A 19,184-nucleotide genomic window follows, 5' to 3' on the forward strand; every position below is an offset into this window, starting at 1 on the left:
CATACACCAGATGAAATCTTTGAAAGAGAATTAGATCTAATCTATCAAGCAGCTTAACTAAAAGTGTTCAATTTATTATTGCAATTTGCGATTTATTACTCGGGCAATAATGATCACTATCCCTACAAATAATGAAAGATAGCCTAATGGAATTAAGAAGAAGTTTTCGTGTAAAAAAACATTACTATCAATATAAGAAACAGAGGCACCGCTGATTAAGAAGAAAATAATTCCTAAAATAATGAATACACTCCCGATGATAGTAGTGACCATATTAAATTTTTTCGCACGTGTTCTTTTACCATCATTAATCAAAATTTGCTCAATTTTATTCATCTTTTTATCTTCTAAAATTAATTCATCGAGGGAAAAATCAAATGTTTCTGCAATCAAATAATCATTTCAAAATCTGGAAGGTTACGATTATTTTCCCAGTTAGAGATCGCCTGTCTAGTTATATTCAGTTTCTTGGCCATCTCTTCCTGAGTTAAGTTATTTTCTTTTCTAAGGCGTTTTATTTGTTCATTAAATTCCATTTTGCCCACCTCATAATTTAATGAAAATTGAGTCAAAAAAAACAAGCTAGCAATGCTTGTATCTTAATAGATAGTGTTACTAGCTTGAAAAAAAGATTATTAATTAGCCCATATTAGTAATTAAGAAGAAGATAACAAAGATTACAAATAAAATGTACATCATTGGAGATACTTCTTTATAGCGCTTAGAAGCAATCATCGTAATTGGATAAGCGATCATTCCTAAGGCTAAACCATCAGAGATGGAGTAAGTTAAAGGCATACCAACTACTACTAGGAAGGATGGGAAGGCAATTTCAAAGTTATCCCAATGGATGTATTTAAGATTACCTGCCATCAGAACTCCGACTATGATTAAAGCAGGAGCCGTTACAGTGGTTGGGATTACTGCTAAAAGTGGACTGAAGATCATTGAGATTAAGAATAGAATACCAACGAAAATAGCAGTTAAACCAGTTCTACCGCCCATTGCGATACCGGCACTTGATTCAACAGAAGTACCAAGTGGAGCAGTACCAAGAACAGAACCTTCAACCATAGCAAGTGAATCTGACAAGAAGGCTTTACCAATACGTGGAATTTTGCCATTTTTATCAACCATTCCAGCTTGTTGTGTCATACCAATTAAGGTACCAGCAGTATCAAAGAATGTAACAAGTAAGAATGTTAAAACAACCATAAATAGTTGTGGTGTATTGATATCTTTTAAGTGGAATACTGCTTGACCGAAAGTAGGTGCAATACTTGGAGCTCCAGAAACGATACCATGTGGCATTGGAATTTGACCAATAACCATTCCGAAAATAGCAGTTACAATCATTCCGATGAAAATTGAGCCCGGTACTTTAGCTGCCATTAAGATAACTGTTAAGATTAAACCAAATAGGGTGATCCAAACTGCTGGATTGTTAAATGAACCAAGACCAACAAGAGATGATTTATTGTCGACGATCAATTTACCATTTTGCAATCCAATAAAAGCAATGAACAAGCCAATACCAGCAGAAATTGCATATTTTAAATCTTGAGGAATTGCATCAACAACTTTTTCACGAAGTTTTAAAACAGTAATCAAAATGAATAAAATTGAAGCTACTAACACACTAGCTAGAGCAGTTTGCCAATTGATATGCATCCCGATAACAACGTTATATGAGAAAAAGGCCGCACTACCAAGTGTTGGTGCTAAGGCAATAGGATAATTTGCAATAAATCCCATCAAGAAACAACCAATTGCAGTTGCGATTGCAGTAACAGTGAAAGCAGCGCCTTTATTAATACCAGCTGCACTTAAAATATTAGGGTTAACAAAAAGGATGTATGACAATGAAACAAACGTGGTAAGAGCAGCGATTAATTCGCGTTTGACATTAGTATGTGCATCCTCTAAATGAAAGACTTTATCTAAAAATTGCATCATTTCTCCAACATAAAATAAAAATGAAAAAAGGACAAGTTTACCCAAAAAGCCATGGGTAAAAGATGTCCTTTAAAGCAAATTTATGACGTCTGATACCTATAGTCCTGAATTTATGGCTCAGGGTAGATACTGTCGACCTTATTTCGACGATATATAGATAACTTGATTGTTAAGTATTCTAGCAGAAATTTATCGTATACGCAAATGGAGATAGATGATTTCAAAATAAAAAGAGCATACAGCTCTTTTTACTCTAATACTTATTTATCAGTATTCATCAAAAGGAATTTGGTAAAGCCACCTTTTTCAGCTTTCTTTGCTTTTACTTGCTTTAGTAATTCTTCTTTACTAATATTTTTAAAATCTAAAAATGCTTCTAACACTGTGTAAACATCAGCTAATTCTTCAAGGAGATTTTGATCATCAGGCGCAGCTTTAACTTCATTAGCTTCTTCGACGATTTTATTTTTTAAGGCATCTTCTCGTTCTTCAGGTTTAAGTTGACGATAAGATGCGTAGGTAGCGAATCCAGGAATTTTGTCTCTAACTAGTTTTTTCATTTTGTAATCTCTATTTTATATTTAGAACAACGAAGTAAATGACGAAGACAAAGAATAAGATCCACATCATTGGCGTAATTTCTTTGAATCTCTTAGCAGCAAGCATTGATACTGGGTAAATAATTAAGCCCCAGCCAAGACCATCTGAAATTGAGTAGGTAAGAGGCATACCGAGTGCGATTAAGAAACAAGGAATTGCAATTTCAAGATCAGTCCAGTGTACATGTGCTAAGTTTTCAGCCATTAATACCCCAACGATGATTAAAGCAGGAGCAGTTACTTGAGTGGTAAAGACACTTAAGATTGGGCTGAAGATGGTTGAGATTAAGAAGAAAATACCAACCCAGACAGCAGTTAAACCGGTTCTACCACCAACTGCAATACCAGCACTTGATTCAACAAAGGCACCAACTGGTGAAGTACCAAGAACAGAACCAACTAACATACCAGATGAGTCAGCTGCTAGAGCTTCACCGGCACGTGGCATTTTGTTGTCTTTCATAAGACCTGCTTGTTGAACAAGTCCGATTAAAGTACCAGTAGTGTCAAAGAAAGTAACCAGTAAGAAAGTGAAGACAACGATCCACATTTGTACAGTATTAATGTCGCTAATATGGAAAACAGCTTGACCAAAAATTGGTGAAAGACTTGGAACGCCTGAAATAAAGGCCTTAGGCATTGGAATTTGACCAATTATAATCCCAAAGACAGCAGCCACGATCATTCCGATAAAGATGGCCCCAGGAACTCTGGCGATCATTAAGAAAATAGTTACAACTAAACCAAAAATTGTGATCCAAACAAGTGGATTGTTCAAAGCACCAACAGTAACTAAGGTAGAATCACTCTTGCTAATTAAATTACCACCTTGTAGACCGATAAAGGCAATAAATAAACCGATACCAGCTGAGATCGCATATTTAATGTCACTAGGGATGGCATCGATAATCATCTCACGTACTTTAAATACAGTTAACAAGATGAAAAGAATCGAAGCGACAAAAACAGCAGCTAACGCAGTTTGCCACTTAACATGCATTCCTAAGCAGACGGTGTAGGTGAAGAATGCGTTAAGTCCTAAGGTTGGTGCAGAAGCAATAGGGTAATTGGCAACTAATCCCATTACAATACACGTGAAAGCAGCGGATAAGGCAGTCGCGGTAAACAGCGCTCCTTTGTTCATGCCGCTTGCTCCTAAAACAGCTGGGTTAACAAACAGAATGTAAGACATGCTGACAAAAGTAGTCAATCCAGCTAAAAACTCAGTTTTAAATGAAGTATGGTTTTCATTTAAATGGAAAAATTTACCAATTGAATTCATGTAGCCCTCCAAGAATGGTAATGTTCGGATTTTAAAGGAAAATATAATTTTAAATGATTAATTTATGGGTTTAATCACTTAAAAGCGAATCTTCAACTAAAATTATATCTAAATTATTAACTATTTCAAGAATAAAAACTATAATTATTCGATTAAATCAAAAAAATATAGAATAATAGGTACAAAAATAAGAAAATTGGTTTAAAAGCCGAACAATATTTCCAAGGAAATAGAATATTTTATAATTTAGAAGTTGACCTTAACCTTACGTCAATTGATATCTTAAATCTGCGAGGTGAAAGTAATGTCAGAAAGATATACCATCGGAGAAGCAGCCAAGAAATTACAAGTGAGTACACGGACTTTAAGGTTTTATGAGGAAAAAGATCTAGTGAGGCCAGCTTATACTGAAAGAAATGGCTATCGTTTTTATGAAAAAGATCAGATAAGACAGCTTGAATTAATTCTTTTTCTAAAAGAATTGGGATTTTCATTGAAACAAATAAAAATACTCATTCAAGATGAGCATGGGAATCAGTCACTGGAGTTATTGCTTAAAGAACAATACCAGGATAATCAGCGGAAAATGGATGAGATAAGTAAAAAACAAGCATAAATAAAACATTTGCAAAAAATAAAGTTGTCGCGTGCTGTATTAACCAATCACTCTGGCATTACAGATATTATGAGAAAAGAAAATAGACTTTCAGCTTTAAGAGATAAGATGTTAGTTTTTGGAGGGCTTTTGTCAATAATTGAAATATTAGGGATCGGCATAGCATTTTATTTATATCATCTAAACCAGATAACTAGCTTTGTAATTGAAGTTCTTGCACTAGTAGTTATTATTTTTATGATGGCATTGGGATTGTCGCGATATTACTATGACAATGTTGAATACGTTTGTCCTAATTGCGGAGATATATTTATACCATCATTTCTAGCATTTAATTTAGCGCCACATACGCCTAAGTTTAGAAAATTGACTTGTCCAAGATGTGGTAAAAGATCTTATTGTTTGGAAATTAGTAGGGAGTAAAAACAATATTCAAAATTGACAGAAAATTTTTTGATTAACCTAAAAAAGCTCGTGCATCAGCACGAGCTTTTTTCTTGAGTTTTAATCTATTTAAAATTCAATACCCATAAGAAGATGATAAATACTACAAACAGTACCCACATCATTGGGCTAACTTCTTTACCACGCTTTGCAGAAACCATACAAATTGGGTAAGTAATCATTCCTAATGCCAAACCGTCGGAAATTGAGTAAGTAAGAGGCATACCAAGTAAGATTAAAAATGCAGGTACGGCAATTTCTAACTTGTTCCAGTGAATATGTGCGGTATTTTGTGCCATTAAAACTCCGACGATTATTAACGCAGGAGCAGTTACTTGTGTAGTAAAGACACCAAGTAGTGGACTAAAAATCATTGAGATCAAGAAGAAAATGGCTACAAAGACAGCGGTTAAACCTGAGCGACCACCAACAGCAATACCAGCACTTGATTCGACAAAGGCACCAACTGGTGAAGTACCGAAGATTGAACCAAACATCATAGCAGTTGAATCAGCGGCTAATGCTTTACCAACACGTGGCATTTTGTTGTTCTTCATAAAGCCAGCTTGTTGAGCAAGACCAATTAAGGTACCAGCAGTATCAAAGAATGTAACAAGTAAGAAAGTTAAAACAACAACCCACATTTGGAGAGAATTAATGTCTTTAACGTGGAAAACGGCTTGACCAAAGGTAGGTGCAAGACTTGGTGCTAAAGAAATGAACTTATGTGGTACAGCAATTTGACCAGTACAAATGCCAAAGATTGATGCGGCAATCATTCCAATAAAAATAGCACCTGGAACGCCTAAGATCATCAAGATTACTGTAACAATTAAACCAAAAATAGTAATCCAAACGAGTGGATTATGAAGTGATCCTAAACCAACTAAAGTTGATTTATTAGCAACGATTAAGCCACCGTTTTGTAATCCAAGAAAGGCGATAAATAAACCAATACCAGAAGAAATGGCAAATTTTAAGTCTGAAGGAATTGAATCAATAATCTTTTCTCTTAGCTTAAATAAGGTAATTAAAATAAAGATAATTGATGCAACAAAAACACTAGCTAAGGCAGTTTCCCAGGATACTTTCATGCCAATACATACTGTGTAAGCAAAGAATGCGTTAATACCTAAAGCAGGTGCTTCACCGATCGGGTAGTTAGCCACAATTCCCATGATTGCTGTACCAAGAGCAGCTGCTAAAGCAGTAGCGGTAAAGACAGCTCCGGTATTCATTCCGCTAGCGCCAAGAACGCTAGGGTTAACGAAAAGAATATATGACATACTAATAAAAGTAGTTAACCCAGCAATAAATTCAGTTCTAACATTAGTTCCTAACTTTTCTAAATGAAAGTAGTTTTTTATAAAATTCATTTTGTTCTCCAGACATAATGTTCGCTTTTAAGCTTTAAATAAGCAACTTTTATAGTGTAGCATTCCCATAAATAAATGTAAACGCGAATTTTAGCGATAAAAGGTTGTAAAAACTTTCTGAAAGTAAATCGTATAAGAGATAGTGAATTATTTCATAAGAGCTTTTATTTAATAAATTGATGAAATCGTTCTAAAATTAAGGTGTATAGAAACCTACTTAATGATTGGAGGAAATATCAATGACAACTTACTATAAGGGCTTTCCACAAAGTACTAGAGAAGAAAAGCTACACATGGTTAACTTGGATGAACTAGAAAACGAAGCAAAGTACGTAATACCAGAAGCAGCCTATTACTACATAGCTAGTGGTGCTGAAAATGAATGGACTTGGCGGAATAATACGCAGGCATTTAATCATTTTCAAATTGTTCCTCGTGCTTTAACTGGAATGCAAGATCCGAAATTAAATACTGAATTTTTAGGGATGAAGTTAAAGACACCGGTCATGATTTGTCCAATTGCCTGCCATGGTATTGCAAATGCAGAAGCAGAAGTGGATACAGCTAAAGGTGCAAAGGCTGCTGGCGCTTTATTTGGGATGAGTACTTATGCGAATAAGAGTGTTCAAGATGTGCAAAGCGCAGTCGGCGACTCGCCTCGTTTTATGCAATTATATTTGAGCAAGAACTGGGACTTCAATAAGATGGTGATTGAAGAATCAGTTAAAGCCGGTTTTACTGGTTTCTTCTTAACTGTAGATGCACTAGTTAGTGGCTACCGTGAGGCCAATTTACGGACTAACTTTACTTATCCTGTTCCACTTGCATTCTTTAATGAATGGACTGGTGGAAAAGGAGAGGGACAAAGCGTTGCTCAAATGTATGCTTCGTCTGCTCAAAATATTGGACCAGATGATATTCGCAAGATTAAGGAAATTGCAGATGTACCTGTAATTGTTAAAGGCGTTGAATGCGCTGAAGATGCTATGCTTGCAATTGGTGCAGGTGCAGACGGAATCGTAGTTTCTAACCACGGAGGCCGTGAAGTTGATGGTGCTCCTGCTACAATTGATGTTTTGCCTGAAATCGCAAAGGCTGTGAAGAGTTGTGATCACCCCGTTCCAATTATTCTTGATGGTGGCGTTCGTCGCGGATCACATGTCTTTAAGGCATTAGCATTAGGTGCAGACTTAGTCGGTATTGGCCGTCCATTCTTATATGGCTTAGCACTTGGTGGTGCACAAGGTGTTCAATCAGTTATTGAGCAATTAAATAAGGAATTGTTAATTGATATGCAATTAACTGGTTGTAAGACAATTGAAGATATTAAACATGCAAAAATTGATCATGTTGATTACACTGCTGATTGGGGAATTTCTTCAACGAGTAAGAGTGTGATGAAGCCATATCCTGTTACTAAAGAAAATCAATTAACAGGTGAAGCGGCAGATGCAGTAAGCGGCGCTTCAAGACATTAGTTTAATGATGTGAATATATGAAAAAACTGCGGTCCAGTATAGATCGCAGTTTTGCTTTATTTAACTAAATTAGGTTTCCAGTCGTCTTCAAGTTTACCCATTTCTTTGAGCTTAGCCACAATTTGATTTAGGACTTCTTGACGATCTTCTTCACTTGCCATGAAATCAAGTTTATCACCGTCAATAGTCATTTTTGGTGAATAGTCATACTTCTCATACCAAGGTTTGTAATAACGAAGTAGACGCTTGTAGTAATCTTCTAGAGTTGGATCGTAACTTAATTGTTCATAGTTACGACCGCGTTTTTGAATTCTCTTGAGCATTGTATCGTATGAGACATCGATATGAACAAGGAGATCAGGATTCTTCTTAGGCATCCGATCTAGTTCACTCATCATATTGTGCAAGAGCTCATAGTAAGTGTCGACTTCTTCTGGAGTAGCACGCCCAATATCTGCATTCATTTGGAAGAAAAGAGCATCCTCGTAGATAGAACGGTCAAGTACATTATTATCATCAGTTAAGGCTGACTTAATACTTTGAAAACGAGTATTTAAGAAATAAACTTGCAGTAAAAAGGCATATTTTTTAGGGTTTTCATAGAATAATGGCAAAACAGGATTGTCATCTACACTTTCATAAAAGGGATTAGTACCCAAATATTTAGATAAGATACCTGTTAGACTGGATTTTCCGGCTCCAATGGGCCCGCTTAATACAATAACTGTCATCACGTTCCTTCTATTCGTTAACTAGTTCAAATTACCTATATCAATAAGTTTCTGATCGATTGTGCTGATAACTTTCTTTCGTGCATCTTCATTGGCAACAAAGTCGTATTTATCACCATCAATCATCATCTTAGGGGATGCATTATATTTTTCGTACCAAGGCTCATAATATGATAAAAGGCGAGCATAGTAATCTTTTAAACTTGGATCGGTTGACAATTGTTCAAACTTACGACCACGTTTTTGAATTCGGTGAAGCATAGTATCAAGAGAAACATGAATGTAAATTAAAAGATCTGGTTTTTTACTTGGATTACCAGGTGCTTGCTCCATCATATTCTCAAGTAAACTATCATAAATCTTGAATTCCGTAGGATCAGCAATACCACTGTCAACATTCATTTTGAAAAATAGGGCATCTTCATAAATGGAACGATCGGACACGCTGTTATGATCGCGAATAGCTTGGTTAATTTGAGCCAAACGATGGTTTAAAAGATAAGTGTTTAAAAGAAAAGTATAGTGAGCCATATCTTTATAATAAAGTGGCAAAATTGGATTGTTATCTACACCCTCATAAAAGGCTTGAGTGCCTAAATGTTCGGCAAGAAGACTGGTTAAACTGGATTTTCCGGCTCCAATGGGCCCGCTCAATACAATAACTGTCATCACGTTCTTTCTACAATATATAGTTTGCTTTAATAGTGTAATTCAATATCTGGTAGGTAGGCAAGCTATTTTTAAAAAAAGAATTAGGTGAAAAAGTCAAGAGTAGATCTGAAAAAATATAGATTAAGGAGAAAAGAATGCTACTAATTTCATTCAATCAAATAAAAAACGAACTAATCTAAAAAGATTAATTCGTTCAAGTAAACGGTCTGACTAATGAGGATTAGTTTCTATATTTTGGATCAAGTTTTGCGGCAGCAACTTCATCACAAATAACTGTTACATCTGGGTGATCTTGTAAGATAGATGCTGGCACTTCTTCAGTAACAGGGCCTTCAACTAAGGCTTTAACTGCATCTTGTTTTGATTCGCCAAATGCAAGTAAAACAATCTTCTTACTTTGCATAATGGATTTAATTCCCATACAAATGGCTTGACGAGGAACTTCATCTTCGTTATCAAAGAAACGTGAATTAGCTTTAATAGTACTCTCAGTTAATTGAACTTTATGAGTTAAACTGCCAAATGGAGTGCCTGGTTCGTTAAAAGCGATATGGCCATTTCTACCGATACCGAGGATTTGGATATCAATAGGATTAGCAGCAATAATGTCGTTATAACGATCAACTTCTTCATCGATATCCTTGGCCATTCCATTTGGAATATAAGAATGCTTAAATGGCTTCTTATCAAATAAGTGCTTTTGCATGAAGTAGTGATAACTTTGATCATTATCTGGATTTAAGCCATAGTATTCATCTAAGTTGATACTAGTCATATCAGAGAAGTCTAGGTTACTGTCACACATATCGTCATACATTGGGATTGGGGAAGAACCAGTTGCTAAGCCTAAAACTTTATCGCCATCTTCCATTCCCTTTTTAATAATTTCAAATGCCTTAGTGCCGCCTTCAATATTATCTTTAGTTACGATGATTTTCATAATATATACCTCCTCATTCATTGGTCTAGTCCATTATAAAATATAAAATTGGTCTAGTCAAATTAAACCGCTAACATTTTTAATTTTATTTTTTTCTGCGGTAAAATTTAGGTGAGGTGAGAAGAGATGGAGAAGAGTTTTCAGGAAAGTAATTTATCAGGTTTAGGTATGGGAACTTGGGGAATCGGCGAATACGCTTCAAAGAAAAAAGATGAACTTGCTGCCCTTCGCTATGGCTTAGATCATGGAATTAAAGTAATAGATACTGCGGAAATGTATGGTGAAGGAAAAAGTGAAAAGCTAATTGGCGAGGCAATTAGAGGATATGACCGAAGAAAAATCTTTTTAATTTCGAAATTTTATCCATATCATGCTTCTCCAGAATTAGAGCGGCAAAGCTTAGAAAAAAGCTTAAAAAGATTAGGAACTGATTATTTAGATTTATATTTACTCCACTGGCGGGGAGACAAGCGTTTATCTGAAACGGTTCGGGGACTTAAAGAATTACAAAAAGAAGGACTAATTCGTCATTGGGGTGTGTCAAATTTTGATGTGGCTGATTTAGAAGAACTATTTAGCGTTCCTGGCGGAAAAGACTGTTTTGCTAATGAAGATCTATATAATCTCTCTGAGCGAGGGGTAGAGTACGACGTCTTACCTTGGCAAGAAAAGAACGGCGTTGGCTTTATCGGATATTCTCCATTTAATTCAGGTAAGGGTGATTCAATCAGAATTACTAATAATCTTAAGATTGTTGCTCGCGCTCACCATGTAACGCCCCATCAAGTGATGCTCGCTTGGACTTTGAGAAATGGAAATATTTTATCTATTCCAAAAGCAGGCAATGTTAAACACATGAAAGAAAATATTGCTGCTAAGAATATTAAATTGACTCCCGATGAAATAAAACTAATTGATAATGACTTTCCGCAGCCGACTGAAAAAAAGCCACTTGCGATGATATAAGGGTGAAATGAAAGAAAATTATTTAAAAGTAACTGAAAAAGCTCTACCTGCGTAAAGGTAGAGCTTTTTACGTATTACAAATGAGTTAGAACTGTTTTATCTATATGCAGTATAAGCAAAGTAAGCTGCTTGGATAAGAGCTAAAACGGCAATTCCAAAGCGAATAACTTTAACGGGAATATGACGCATGATGCGAGGACCGAAATAACTCCCAATTAAGGCACCAATAGCCAATGGAATGGCGGAATCCCAATAAATTTTTGCAATAAACATATAGATGATTAGGGCAACTAAGTTTGAAAGAGCCCCAATTATATTTTTCATAGCATTAACTGTTAAAAAATCGTCATCACTAATGGCGTTCAAGATAACGAGCATTAAAACGCCACTTGCTGCTCCAAAATATCCCGCATAGATACCAGTAATCACTAGGCAAAGTAAAGATATAATCTGAAGAAGCCGGTTATTACCATCTTTTTCCAGATGAATTTCCCCACTGAATAAAATCATTAGACCAGAAAAAGCGATACAAAATGGAACAATTTTTTCGAATATTTTCCCAGGAAATTGTATTAAAAGCATACATCCTAAAGCTGATCCAACAATTGTAAAGATTGAATAGAAACTTACTTCTTTCCAATACCCTTTTAATTCTTTTAGGGATGATGCAGTTGAACCAACTACAGTCCAAATTAAGGCAGCATCATTGGTTGTATTGGCATATACGGGTGGAATTCCAACTGATAAAAGTATTGGGTAAGTTGCTAGCGATTGTTGATAGGAGGCCTCCTAAAATTCCACCTAAAATTAAATAAACAAATAAGAAAAAAGGACTCATAAATTCACCTCTCCTTGTAGATGGAAACATTACAATGGTAGGTATTATAAGCTCCTTACGTTTAGTTAGCAAGTTTCTTGTTTAAAACTTCAGCAACATTTCCGTCTGTAGCTAATAATAAATTTTTTGCTTGGCTAAGACTTTGATTGTTTTTAAGCATGATAATAGCTAGGCCAACATCGTTATTGGTTTCTTTCAATGTATCTAGAGCTTTTTCAATAGATACGTTGGTAGTTGCTTGAATAATTCGACAGGCACGGTCAATTAATTTGGAATTTGTTGGTTTAACATCAATCATAATGTTTTCATAGACTTTTCCTTGTTTAATCATTACCCCAGTAGAAATCATATTTAAAATCATCTTTTGAGCAGTTCCAGCTTTCATTCTGGTCGAACCAGTTATTACTTCAGGACCAACAACAGCTTCAATTGCTATATCAGCAGAACGTCCTATTTCTGAATCTTTGACACAGGCAATAGAAATAGTTAAAGCTCCAACTTCATTAGCATAAGAAAGCCCGCCAATAACATAGGGTGTACGTCCACTAGCTGCAAGACCTAAAACTATGTCTTTTTTATTTAACTTTAGAGCATTTAAATCTTTTCTAGCTAATTTTTGTGAATCTTCAGCTCCTTCGACTGCTACATACATAGCTCCCTCGCCGCCAGCAATAAGCCCAATAGCTCGGTCTGGAGTGATTCCGTAAGTAGGAACTAGTTCAGCAGCGTCTAAAACACCAAGACGTCCACTTGTTCCAGCCCCGATATAGATTAAACGTCCACCTTCATGGTAGCGAATAGCTGCTTCATCTATTGCCTGGGCAATTTTTTGATCTTGTGTTCCCACCGCAAGAGCAACTTTTTTATCTTCTTGATTAATTGTTTTAACCATATCTAAGGTCGACATTGAATCAATATGCATAGTGTCTGGATTACGTTGCTCTGTAGTTAAATTCTTGATTTCCATAGTAAATACTTCTTTCTACTGTGTAAGTATTTTTCCAATATTTTGAATCATGTTTAAAATACCTTCGTAGTCTTCTTGATTTTGATAGTTTGTTAAAACGCAACAATCAATTACTTCATTTTGTGATTTAAATCTAGCAATATCATGCTGTTCATGTAAAAGTTCACCAGTTTTATTAAATGTTTCAAACTTCGGATTACTATAAGCGACTAATTTATTTCTTACGGTTTGATGTTTTAATGAATTTAGAATTATTTGATTAACTTCATTATTACCATTTAGCAGCCTTTGAAAAACATTCATTATGGAGTTTGCAGTGCATGTATTTTCTTTAGTGTTTTTCTCCATTAGAAATCTATTCAATGAGATATTTTGAAAATTTTGTTGGAGGAAGGAATTAATAGTATCTAAGTGGTAATAACTTAGCAGAGCATTAGTAGCACTATTGTCAGATAAGGATAACATTAGATCTATTAAGTCTTTGATCTTCCAGGTTTTAATACTTAATCTATTAATAATTCCCGCACCACCAACAACATTCTTAATAGAGAGAGTAATCTCATTATTAATTGTCTGAGGTTTAACTTCTTGAATATATAGAGCAATTGCAAGTTTTATTAAGGATGCAGACTTGTAAGTGGTATTAGCAAGTGAATTTTCAAAAATAGATTTACCATTTTTATAAATAGTAATGGCAGTTTTCCAAGGTTTATTTTCAATTTGTTCCTGAATTTTAGCTATTTGTTCCATATTTAATCCTTAAGTATGATTTCATTTTTCTTGATTTCTAGGTATTTATTTAGGTCAGGATCTTGGGTAGCCATAAAAATAGAATCCAAATCAATAAACTTTACATTTTTGTTTGCAACTGCAAAAGCAGCAGCTGCTGCGATACTTTCAACAGGCTCAATCATACAGCCAATCATTGTTCTGATACCACAACTTTGTGCTAAATCGTTGATTTTTATAGCTTCTGATAAGCCACCAGTTTTCATTAATTTAATATTGATATAATCACAAGCATGATTGTTAATTAAATTAATTGCATTCTTATATGAAGCTACACTTTCATCAGCCATAATAGGGTAAGGTGATAGCTCAGTAAGCCGTATTAAATCAGAGATTGCATCTTTTAAAACGGGCTGTTCAATAAAATCAATATTTAAATTATCCCGTGCCCATATTCTGCCAGCTTTTAATGTATCTTTATAAGTCCAGGCTTGATTGCAATCAATACGTAAGGCAATATTTGGTCCAATAGCATCACTAATTTTTTTTATGGTCTTAATATCGTGATTAACTGAATTATTGCCAAGTTTAATCTTTATAGAAGTAAAACCGTCGTTTACTAATTTTTGAGCTTCAGAAATCATATGATTATCTGACCCAATGCTAATCGTATAATCAGTTTTTAACGTACCTTTATTGCTTCCTAATAGATTAACTAGAGATTCTCCATTTTCTTTGGCTTTTAGTTGAAATAAAGCAATTTCTACTGCAGCTTTAGCAGCTGTATTGTAAACTATGCAAGTTTTAACTGTATTTAAAATACTATTCCAATTTTTAAAATCTCGGTTAAGAAGAGCTGGCTGAAGCACTTGTTTGACTACATTTAAAGAGCCATCTAATGTATCGCCGGTAACTTTTTCATTAGGAGTTGCTGTTCCGATACCTATTTGTCCGTCACTTAATTTGATAGTAACTTTAAGTCCTTGAATTTTAGTAACCTTATGTAGAGCGGTAATAAATGGTCGCTTTAAGGGGACTGTTTTAATGGAGCATTCAATATTACTAATTTTTAAAGTCATTATTTTTCATCTCCATATATTTAATTTAATTGATCGATCATCCATGTATAAGCTGGCACTATGGCATATTGCCAATACTTCCAGTTATGAGCGCCAAATGAATCAATTCTTACGTGAAGTTGATTTTTATTATTTGAAATTTGTTGAGCAAATTCTATTACATCCTCATCACATACAATTTCATCTTTTTTACTAGTTTGAATATAAAATTTAATTTTTTGAGAAGCCGGTAATAAATAATTAGCTGGATAAATTTCATTGTAGAAATTTGTAGACCAACTATGTTTTTTATCTTGAAATGTATGAATTGAATTACGAATAGAAGCAGGAATGTGTTCAATTTGCCAGACTGCGGGTGAAATTAAAAATGCTGCTGAAAATAAAGAGGGATATTTTAAAACTAGCCGTGCAGCCCCATAACCACCCATTGAAATACCTCCAATACCTATATTATGTTTGAGCGGATAATGCTTAAATAAATAAGGAAGTAAATCGTGTATAATTGCTGTTTCTAATTTCAGTCCATACAGTGAATCAATATAGAAACTATTAAAGCCATCGACAAAGACTACTATCATGTTTTTGTGGCTTTTCTTTATTAATTTATCTAGTAAAGGCTTTGAATTTATTCGATTGCTATCTAAGAAATTAGTGTGGTTTCCATATAGACCATGAAGCATTAATAATAATGGATACTTTTCTTTATTGTTAGATTGATTGTGTAGATAAATATCATAATTCCAATCAAGTTTTAAAGAAGGCGAATATAGAGTAGATGATATTAAATTACTCATTTTATTTTGCCGATAATCTAAATTTAGTCCACGGCTTAATAAAATCTAGTAAAAACAACTCATCTTCTGAGATTTCACCAACTTTATTTTTTCGTGATTCCATATGAGGTTTTAATACGATTTGAAGCTCATTTTTATAGATTCCAAAGTTATCATTTCCGATTAAAATATCTCCACGTTTAAATTCTTGTTCATTGTTATGGGGAGGATTAGGAATAGATTTATAAGTTACACGCGGCATTGTTGATCGAATAACAATACTGTTCATATCACCTCGGCGAAAATGTTGGGGGGTTTCAACAATTGTTTTTTCAATATTGTTTACATTTGAAACATAATTTACATGAAGGACTAATTGATATGGGTTAACCTCTGAGAGAGCCTTTAATTCATTTTCAGAAGCATAGGCATTACCAATAATTACGTCGTCAATTAGATTAGTAGCCCAAAGTTGTTTTGCTTGGATTTGGATAGGAAGATATCGATCTTCTTCAAGCGTTGGCAAACCATCGGTAACATTCCACGGTCCCATTTTTCCAAATTGACTAGTGACAAAGGCAGCTGTATGGATATTAAACTTTTTAAAGCGCTTAGAGCATTCTACAAAGAAATTATAGGGAAGAGCCGTACCTTTTTGAGGATAAAAATTATGACAGCCATAGATAAATGGTGCATTTGCTTGATAAGAAATAATGCTATTTAGATAGTCAACATTATTACTCATGTTTAATTCAATAATTAGGTTGTAGGGATTGTAAGACATTAGAGCTTCTGTCGCTCCATCAAATGCTTGATCTAAACGTAGTCCAGTTGCTCCGATATCGTGAAAAAATGATAGATTATGATAGTCAATTTTTAATTTTTGGAAAAGACGTGGTGAAACATCTAGAAAAGTTTGGTAACCCAACTTATTTCCTAAGGATATTATTTTCTGATATTTTTCTTTAGTTTCGGCAATACTTCCTTGTACTTCAAGCATACTCATAAATATTCTTTTAAAGCCGTACTTATGACCAAGTTTTAGATAGTTCGCATTGTCTTCAAAGGTACTATGATCTGGATAAATTGACAGACCTAAGTTTCTCATCGTCATAATTAAGTTCTCCTTTTCTAAATATAGTTAACAGCTGCTGTATTGCTTCGTGAAGAAATCATAATGTTTATAGAGGGATAGCTCTTTTTTAAAGTTGATATAATTTCTTTTTGAATAATAGGATTATTGATTAAAACTGAACCAGATAGAGCTAAATTTAATGAAATATTGTTTTGAGGATAACGTTTAATTAAATAAATAATTTCATTAGCTAACAGAGTAGCTTGATGAATTAAGATGTTGATAGCTTCCTTATTTCCTTGTTCAGCTACATGGGCAATTTTTAATGAGAAGGCTGCTATTTCAGGGCGGCTAAGTGTATAGTAGCGACTAACCACATTTTTAAGGCTATCTTCCCTAAAATATTCCAGAATAGTCGGTGTCAACGAAGATTGTTTTCCTCTATCCATTTTTTCTAGAGCAGTACTAACTGCTTCTTGAGTTATTCGATAGCCTGATCCAACGTCGTCTAATAAATATCCCCAGCCGCCAGCTCGTAAATATTTATTTCCTTGTTTGCCATAGACGATTGATCCAGTTCCTGCAATTGCTAAAAAACCATCTTTACCTTCAAGACCGTTAATTAAGGCAAGTTTTGCATCACTTATGAAAGTAATATTTGTGGTGATACTACGAAAATGATTTTTTATTTCATCTAAATAAGGAGCTGGATTTTTAGCACTTTCTAGGCCTGCAATTCCAATTAGTATGCAACTACAGGAGTCAGAAGAGTATTTTTTCACAAGATTACCAATTGCTTCTATAAGATTTTTGGTTGTTTGATTTGGATCAATCAGAATGTTTCCTGGGCCATTAGTTGTACTAGCTATCGGAAAATGATTTTTATAAGCAGTAGCGGTAATATGGGTACCACCGCTGTCAACGCCAATTGCATAACTCATAAGGCACCTCCTAATAAAATGCATATAATACTGTATCCGATTTCATAGTATCTTTTTTTAGGTATTGATTCAATAATTTTTGAAAAAATATTTCATAAATACCGGTAAAGAATATGCAAAGCAGAAAAAATATTTCATTTTCAGAAAAATAGTGCTATATTAAAAGGTGAAAGTGATAGCGCATTCACTGGTGTATTATATTTAATTTTTTATTTTATATTGGGGAGGTATTAATATGGCTAAATTTAACGCTGCTAAAATAACCTCTAAAATGTCGAAATTAGCGGGGAATCGTTATTTTGTGGCAATTAGAGATGGAATGGCAGTTATTATTCCTGTAGCTATTGTTGGTTCATTTTTCACTATTATTTCTCAATTTCCAATCGATAGTTGGAAAAAGTTCATTACTCCATATTTACCTGCATTACAAGTACCGGTTACATTCTCTATAGGGATGATGGCTCTATATTCTTGTTATGCAATGGCAGCTGCCTTAGCAGAACATTATCAATTAGATCGAAATTCTTCAGCAACTGTTGCTACTATGGCTTTCTTTATCTTGGCTGTAAGTCCAGGTACTTTGACTGCAAAAGCAGCTAAGTTATCTGGAATGCTTGCTGGAACAGTACTTCCTTCAACTAACTTTGGAGCACAAGGATTATTTACAGCAATGCTGGTTTCAATGATATCTGTTGAAATTATTCGTTGGTTTAAAGAAAAAAATTTAGTTATTAAGATGCCCGATGGTGTTCCACCAGCAGTTTCAAATTCATTTGTTTCCTTAGTACCGGCATCAGTAATTATCGTTTTAGCTTGGATAATTAAAGAAGTATTGCACTTTGATTTGAATGCGGGACTTTTAGCTTTGTTATCACCATTATCTAATTTTGGTAAAGATAACTTTATTTCATCTATTATTCCACCATTCTTTAATTCACTATTTTGGTTATTTGGTATTCATGGTGCTATTACCTCAACACCAATTTATCCATATTGGTATAAGAACTTAGATGCTAATATGACGGCAATTGCACATGGTGTAAGTGCTGCAAATGCCCCAAGATTTATGACTGAACAATTCTTCCAATGGTTTGTTTATATTGGGGGCTCAGGTACTATTTTAGGTCTATGTATTTTATTAGCATTTTTATCTAAGTCTTCATTTGGGAAGACATTAGGCAAAGCTGTTATTATCCCAAGTATCTTCAACATTAATGAACCTATTATTTTTGGATTACCAATTGTTTTAAATCCATACTTTGCAATTCCATTTATTGTAACTCCTATGGTAAACGGCGCATTAACCTACTTTGCTATGGTTCTAAATTTAGTATCTCGCCCTATTGCTTTGGTACCATGGACATTACCAGGCCCAATTGGTGCATATATGGCCACTGGATTTGACTGGCGTGCTGCTATTTTATCCATTATTAACATAATTATTTCTGTTATTATTTACTATCCTTTCTTTAAAGTTTGGGATAAAAAACAATTAGAAAAAGAAATGCGGGATAAGGAAAATAACACAGTAACAACAGAAACAAATAAAAACAGTAATGTTGAAACTTTCAACTTAAATGAAACTGGTAAAACATTAGTTGAGCATATGTCTGTTAGAGAGTACGTAAAGAAAAGTATGAATTCATGTTTTGGTACTCTAATTAAGTTTAGAAAACTAGCAAAAATGAATGTGTGATTTTAGCTTAAGTAAAGGCCACTATA

General features: G+C 34.3%; 16 protein-coding genes, 3 pseudogenes and 1 riboswitch. Of the genes and pseudogenes, 4 read left to right on the forward strand and 15 right to left on the reverse strand.

What is annotated here, in order from left to right; all coding sequences use genetic code 11:
• Nucleotides 1-75: 75 nt before the first annotated feature.
• The 4 genes and pseudogenes from CP370_RS10290 to CP370_RS05400 all read right to left on the reverse strand — a co-directional run bounded on the left by CP370_RS10290 (nt 76) and on the right by CP370_RS05400 (nt 3,837).
• A pseudogene (locus tag CP370_RS10290) lies at nt 76-536 on the reverse strand (helix-turn-helix domain-containing protein).
• Between the two features lie 103 nt (nt 537-639).
• On the reverse strand, nt 640-1,953 hold the full coding sequence (locus CP370_RS05390; RefSeq protein WP_035430138.1) for an NCS2 family permease: 1,314 nt from the start codon (nt 1,951-1,953) through the stop codon (nt 640-642).
• An 82-nt stretch (nt 1,954-2,035) separates the two neighbouring features.
• A riboswitch (purine riboswitch) is annotated at nt 2,036-2,133 on the reverse strand.
• Between the two features lie 83 nt (nt 2,134-2,216).
• The gene (locus CP370_RS05395; protein WP_012846815.1) at nt 2,217-2,516 is read right to left on the reverse strand and encodes a nucleoside triphosphate pyrophosphohydrolase; all 300 of its coding nucleotides are present in this window, start codon (nt 2,514-2,516) and stop codon (nt 2,217-2,219) included.
• Between the two features lie 10 nt (nt 2,517-2,526).
• Nucleotides 2,527-3,837, reverse strand: coding sequence for an NCS2 family permease (locus CP370_RS05400; RefSeq protein WP_087712553.1), 1,311 nt, complete (start codon nt 3,835-3,837; stop codon nt 2,527-2,529).
• 304 nt (nt 3,838-4,141) lie between these two features.
• Between CP370_RS05400 and CP370_RS05405 the strand changes: the two are divergent.
• Nucleotides 4,142-4,876 (forward strand): annotated as a pseudogene (locus CP370_RS05405) (MerR family transcriptional regulator).
• An 86-nt stretch (nt 4,877-4,962) separates the two neighbouring features.
• Here the strand turns inward: CP370_RS05405 and CP370_RS05410 are convergent.
• Nucleotides 4,963-6,273 (reverse strand): NCS2 family permease, encoded by a 1,311-nt coding sequence (locus CP370_RS05410; protein WP_003650577.1) that lies wholly within the window; start codon nt 6,271-6,273, stop codon nt 4,963-4,965.
• A 239-nt stretch (nt 6,274-6,512) separates the two neighbouring features.
• Here CP370_RS05410 and CP370_RS05415 point away from each other — a divergent pair, with 239 nt between their 5' ends.
• Nucleotides 6,513-7,751, forward strand: a complete 1,239-nt coding sequence (locus tag CP370_RS05415; RefSeq protein WP_087712554.1) for an alpha-hydroxy-acid oxidizing protein — start codon at nt 6,513-6,515, stop codon at nt 7,749-7,751.
• 56 nt (nt 7,752-7,807) lie between these two features.
• Here the strand turns inward: CP370_RS05415 and CP370_RS05420 are convergent, their stop codons facing one another.
• From CP370_RS05420 to nagB, 3 genes are all read right to left on the reverse strand, one after another.
• Nucleotides 7,808-8,482, reverse strand: a complete 675-nt coding sequence (locus tag CP370_RS05420; RefSeq protein ID WP_004896404.1) for a deoxynucleoside kinase — start codon at nt 8,480-8,482, stop codon at nt 7,808-7,810.
• 21 nt (nt 8,483-8,503) lie between these two features.
• Nucleotides 8,504-9,154, reverse strand: a complete 651-nt coding sequence (locus tag CP370_RS05425) for a deoxynucleoside kinase (protein ID WP_041822360.1) — start codon at nt 9,152-9,154, stop codon at nt 8,504-8,506.
• A gap of 220 nt (nt 9,155-9,374) precedes the next feature.
• Entirely contained in the window at nt 9,375-10,094 is a 720-nt protein-coding gene (gene nagB / locus CP370_RS05430) for a glucosamine-6-phosphate deaminase (protein WP_087712555.1), read from the reverse strand.
• Nucleotides 10,095-10,220: 126 nt separating this feature from the next.
• Between nagB and CP370_RS05435 the strand changes: the two genes are divergently transcribed.
• Nucleotides 10,221-11,060 (forward strand): aldo/keto reductase, encoded by an 840-nt coding sequence (locus tag CP370_RS05435; protein ID WP_087712556.1) that lies wholly within the window; start codon nt 10,221-10,223, stop codon nt 11,058-11,060.
• Nucleotides 11,061-11,156: 96 nt separating this feature from the next.
• Here the strand turns inward: CP370_RS05435 and CP370_RS05440 are convergent.
• From CP370_RS05440 to CP370_RS05470, 7 genes and pseudogenes are all read right to left on the reverse strand, one after another.
• Nucleotides 11,157-11,898: pseudogene (locus CP370_RS05440) on the reverse strand (sulfite exporter TauE/SafE family protein).
• 61 nt (nt 11,899-11,959) lie between these two features.
• Entirely contained in the window at nt 11,960-12,865 is a 906-nt protein-coding gene (gene murQ / locus CP370_RS05445) for an N-acetylmuramic acid 6-phosphate etherase (protein ID WP_087712557.1), read from the reverse strand.
• A 15-nt stretch (nt 12,866-12,880) separates the two neighbouring features.
• A complete protein-coding gene (locus CP370_RS05450; RefSeq protein ID WP_087712558.1) occupies nt 12,881-13,615 on the reverse strand; it encodes a serine hydrolase in 735 nt (244 codons plus the stop codon).
• Nucleotides 13,616-13,617: 2 nt separating this feature from the next.
• The gene (locus CP370_RS05455) at nt 13,618-14,673 is read right to left on the reverse strand and encodes a dipeptide epimerase (RefSeq protein WP_087712559.1); all 1,056 of its coding nucleotides are present in this window, start codon (nt 14,671-14,673) and stop codon (nt 13,618-13,620) included.
• Nucleotides 14,674-14,693: 20 nt separating this feature from the next.
• Nucleotides 14,694-15,467, reverse strand: coding sequence for an esterase family protein (locus CP370_RS05460; protein ID WP_012846802.1), 774 nt, complete (start codon nt 15,465-15,467; stop codon nt 14,694-14,696).
• Between the two features lies 1 nt (nt 15,468).
• Nucleotides 15,469-16,560 carry a DUF871 domain-containing protein gene (locus tag CP370_RS05465; protein ID WP_012846801.1) on the reverse strand — a complete coding sequence of 364 codons (1,092 nt, stop codon included), beginning with the start codon at nt 16,558-16,560 and terminating at the stop codon, nt 15,469-15,471.
• A gap of 17 nt (nt 16,561-16,577) precedes the next feature.
• Complete coding sequence (locus CP370_RS05470) at nt 16,578-17,462, reverse strand: BadF/BadG/BcrA/BcrD ATPase family protein (RefSeq protein WP_012846800.1); 885 nt, start codon at nt 17,460-17,462, stop codon at nt 16,578-16,580.
• 235 nt (nt 17,463-17,697) lie between these two features.
• Between CP370_RS05470 and CP370_RS05475 the strand changes: the two genes are divergently transcribed.
• On the forward strand, nt 17,698-19,158 hold the full coding sequence (locus CP370_RS05475; protein ID WP_012846799.1) for a PTS sugar transporter subunit IIC: 1,461 nt from the start codon (nt 17,698-17,700) through the stop codon (nt 19,156-19,158).
• Nucleotides 19,159-19,184 lie beyond the last annotated feature (26 nt).

The organism is Lactobacillus sp. UMNPBX19 (genome assembly GCF_002553805.1).
Classification (GTDB): Bacteria; Bacillota; Bacilli; order Lactobacillales; family Lactobacillaceae; genus Lactobacillus.